Origin of the sequence: Arthrobacter sp. HMWF013, assembly GCF_003061105.1 — a bacterium.
Lineage (GTDB): Bacteria > Actinomycetota > Actinomycetes > Actinomycetales > Micrococcaceae > Arthrobacter.
Map to the genome: position 1 here is coordinate 1 of NZ_QAIQ01000471.1, position 4016 is coordinate 4016.

Genomic DNA, 4016 nt, shown 5'->3' on the forward strand with positions numbered 1-4016 from the left:
CCGCCGCGAATTCCGCCGGTGACGCGGGATCGACGTACGCTGCCGCGTCGCCGCCGACCTCGCGGAAAATCGGGATGTCGCTGGCGATCACCGGCGTGCCCAGCGCCATGGCTTCCACCAGCGGCAAACCGTAACCCTCAGCGTGCGAGAGGCTCACCAGGGCCGTGGCCCGCTGCAGCAGAGCCCAATATTCGTCATCGGTGACGCCGTTGTGGAAGACCACTGTGGCCCCCGGCGGGACCATGAGCTCCAGTTCCGCCCGGCGTTCCGGGGTGATCCTGCTCAGCAGATGAAGCGTGAAGTCCGGCAGGTCCGCCATTCCGGCCACCATAGTGCCGACGTTTTTGTACGGCATGAACGAACCCATGTAGATCAGCGTGTGGTCGGCCCCGGCGGCAGGGTCCCGCGGGTCCTGGGCAGGCTGGGGCGCGTTGCTGATGATCCTCACAGGCCGTTTGGTCAGCCGGTACTTGGCCATCAGGGCCTCAGTGGTCCTGCTGATGGTCGCCACCACGTCCGCCCGGTTGAGGAGCAGCCGCTGGGGCCAGAAGGCCTTGTGGTACAGCCTCCACAGGATCCGGACCGGTGCCGGCAGGAAGCCCGGAGGCGCAGGGTGCTCGTAATAGATGAGGTCGTGCAGGGTCAGGACCAGGCCGTACTTGCGCCCCCAGCTCCCCATGGTCTGCATAGGGCACACCACGACGTCGGCACCGAGCGGGTTGACCTTGCGGGCAACAAACAGTTCCACCGGCGAGAGCGGGCTGTTGATCAGCGTGTACGGAACATCCGGGAGCAGGGCCAGCTGCCGCGGGTCGCTGATGAGCATGGAGACATCGGCTATTTTCGACGTTGCCGCGATGAGGCTCGCCCCGTACCGGCTGATGCCGTCATGGTGGTCAGTCCTGGTGAAGCGGGCATCGATGACAATCTTCACGCGGGGTGGTCCTTAAGGAAGCTGCGGATGAAACCGGCGGCAGGTTCAGGCGTTTCGTAATGGATGAGATGGCCGACGCCGGGAATCACTCTGAGGACGCCGTCCGGAAGGAGCGCGTGGAGCCGGTGCTGGTCCGGGAGCATGGCTATCTCGTCCTTTTCGCCGGCGATCAGCAGTACCGGCAGCGTCAGCTTGTCCGCAATCTCGGCGACATGGCTGCCCACCGACGCCGTAAACGATTCAAGGAGGCTTTCCCGGTCAGCGAAGGCGCTGAAGTAGGCATGATGCTGGCCATGGATAAACCGGCGCAGCTCCTTGTTCGTGGTCTTGGCCATGGCCTCGCTCATGACGCGGACAATCAGCGGGCTGCGCAGCAGGGCCAGTCCCAACCGGCGGGGGAGACCGGCCGCCAGGCGGTAGTAGAGCACCGCCAGTTTCGTCATGAGGCCCTTCGGGCCTTCCAGGGCGGGCGCAGCGATGGGGTTGATGAGGATCAGCGGCGTGACGGTTCCGGGGTGGGCCGCCACGTAATGGGATGCGACGATCGACCCGAAGGAGTGGCCCAGGAGGACAGTGTCCTGGCCGAGTCCAAGTGCCGCCATGAAGTCTGCGATGAACGTGCCGTAGCTGGCCACCGAATGATCCGCGGCTGCGAACGCCTCAGAGCTGCCGAAGCCGGGCAGATCCGGCATGATGATGCGCATTTCCGGGAGTTGGTCAGCCACCCGGAGCAGGCCGTGATGGTCACCCCGGAAGCCGTGGATGACCAGGATGGTGCGGGTTTCCGGTGTGGCACGGACCGGTTCGTAGGTCCAGTAGGCCACTTTACTGCCGTTCAGCGTGATGGCGGCTGCATGGGTGCGGGCCGCCAGGGCATCGCTGAAGTAGGACGGCGCGGGGGATGGCTGGGGAGCGGCTGTTTTCATTGACCTTGGTCCTAGTTGACGTTGTCCGGGTGGGAGCCGGTACGGTGGCCGCGGTCGAGCTCAGCCAGGGCGGCCATGTCCCGCGGGGAAAGTTCAAAGCCAAAAACGTGCAGGTTCTCCCGGATCCGGGCCTCCGAGCTTGCTTTCGGGACAGTGAGGTTCCCCAACTGGATATGCCACCGGAGGACGATCTGGGCCGGCGTCCTGCCATGCTCGGACGCAAGGGCCACGACCACGGGGTCGGCCAGCACCTGTCCGCGCCCGAGCGGGCTCCATGCTTCGGTCAGGATCCCCAGGTCCTTGTGCTTCTGGCTGAGCTCGTGCTGCTGGAGCCAGGGATGCAGCTCGATCTGGTTCACGGCGGGCACGACTTCTGCCTTCTGGAGCAAGAGGTCAAGGTGCTTCGGCTGGAAGTTGCAGACACCGACCGCCCGCACTTTTCCTTCGCGGTACAGCGTTTCCAGGGCGCGGTATGTCTCGGTGAACAGCCCCCGGCGGGCACAGGGCCAGTGGATCAGGTACAGGTCCACGTAGTCCAGGCCAAGGTTGACCATGGAGGTATCGAAGGCGCGGAGCGTCCGGTCATATCCCTGGTCGTCGTTCCAGACCTTCGTGGTGATGAAGACATCCTCACGCCGCAGGCCGGGGGCAGCTTCGCCTGACCCGCCGCTTCCGCCCTCGGTTCCGAACGCGGAACTCAGGCCCCTGGCGACGCCGGTCTCGTTGCCGTACATGGCGGCCGTGTCGAAACGGCGGTAGCCTGCGCCCAGCGCCATGGACACCAGGCTTGGGGCGTCCGCCGCCGGAACCTTGTACAGCCCTAATCCCAGTTGATCGATCAGGACGCCGTTGTTCAGGCTGAGACGGGGTGAGGGTTTCATAGCATTGACTTTACCCACTGGCTCAGGCGACGCCGCGAAACCCTGCCTGCCGCCGCGCGGTGGCATCATTGGATATTCTTCGAACGGGACCCGGCCACTTCTGCCCCGGACAAGGACGTCACCATGAACCAGTACGTAATCGCGATCGACCAGGGCACCACCAGTTCCCGTGCCATCATCTTCGACCATAACGGCGCCATCGTGTCCTCAGGCCAGATGGAACACGAGCAGATCTTTCCGCAGGCCGGCTGGGTGGAGCACCGGCCGGCGGAGATCTGGAACAACACCCGGGAGGTCATCGGCTCCGCCCTCTCCAAAGCGAACCTGACCAGGCACGATATCGCCGCCGTCGGGATAACGAACCAGCGCGAGACCGCCGTGGTGTGGGATAAGACCACCGGCGAGGCTGTGTACAACGCCATTGTCTGGCAGGACACCAGGACACAGGACATTGTGGACGAGCTGGCCAAGGAGGGCGGGCTGGAGCGGTTCAAGCAGAAGGTGGGCCTGCCGCTTGCCACGTATTTCTCCGGCACCAAGATCAAGTGGATCCTGGACAACGTCGACGGCGCCCGGGCCAGGGCGGAGGCCGGTGACCTGATCTTCGGAACCACAGATTCGTGGGTCCTCTGGAACCTGACGGGGGGAGTGGACGGCGGAGTGCATGTCACCGACGTCACCAACGCTTCGCGGACCATGTTCATGGACCTGGAAACACTGCAGTGGGACGAAGAGATCCTCGGCGTTTTCGGCGTACCGGCGTCCATGTTGCCGGCCATCAGGTCCAGCTCCGAGGTATACGGCACCGTCCATACGTCCCAACTGCTGCGGGAAGTCCCCGTCGCGGGGATCCTTGGCGACCAGCAGGCAGCAACGTTCGGACAGGCAGCGTTTGATGCCGGTGAAGCCAAGAACACGTATGGCACCGGCTGCTTCCTGATCTTCAACACCGGGGAAGAGATCGTCCATTCGAAAAACGGACTCCTCACAACGGTCGGTTACAAACTCGGCGAAGCCGCACCGCATTATGCCCTGGAAGGCTCCATCGCCGTCACCGGATCCCTGATCCAGTGGCTCCGGGACAATCTGGGCATGATCAGGAACGCGGCCGACGTCGAAACACTCGCCGCCGCAGTGAAGGACAACGGCGGTGTGTACTTCGTGCCGGCGTTCTCCGGGCTCTTCGCCCCGTACTGGCGGTCTGACGCCCGCGGCGCCATTGTGGGCCTGACCCGGTTCGCAAACAAGAACCACATCGCCCGGGCTGCCCTGGAG

At 64.4% G+C, this 4016-nt stretch carries 4 protein-coding genes; 1 reads left to right on the forward strand and 3 read right to left on the reverse strand.

From position 1 onward, the window contains the following. From DBR22_RS16840 to DBR22_RS16850, 3 genes are all read right to left on the reverse strand, one after another. A partial coding sequence (locus DBR22_RS16840; protein WP_108599966.1) for a glycosyltransferase family 4 protein occupies positions 1-934 on the reverse strand: 934 nt, incomplete at its 3' end. Next, a complete protein-coding gene (locus tag DBR22_RS16845; RefSeq protein WP_108599967.1) occupies positions 931-1860 on the reverse strand; it encodes an alpha/beta fold hydrolase in 930 nt (309 codons plus the stop codon). The genes DBR22_RS16845 and DBR22_RS16840, both read right to left, overlap by 4 nt. An 11-nt stretch (positions 1861-1871) precedes the next feature. Then, positions 1872-2741: an aldo/keto reductase gene (locus tag DBR22_RS16850; protein ID WP_108599968.1), complete on the reverse strand. Its 870-nt coding sequence runs from the start codon at positions 2739-2741 to the stop codon at positions 1872-1874. A gap of 123 nt (positions 2742-2864) precedes the next feature. Between DBR22_RS16850 and glpK the strand changes: the two genes are divergently transcribed. Then, positions 2865-4016 (forward strand): glycerol kinase GlpK (gene glpK / locus DBR22_RS16855; RefSeq protein WP_108599969.1); only part of this gene is annotated, 1152 nt, incomplete at its 3' end.

Bases quoted from the DNA above. Each gene is read 5' to 3' on its own strand.
- DBR22_RS16850 (WP_108599968.1), bottom strand. From the start codon at position 2,741: ATGAAACCCTCACCCCGTCTCAGCCTGAACAACGGCGTCCTGATCGAT.
- DBR22_RS16845 (WP_108599967.1), bottom strand. From the start codon at position 1,860: ATGAAAACAGCCGCTCCCCAGCCATCCCCCGCGCCGTCCTACTTCAGC.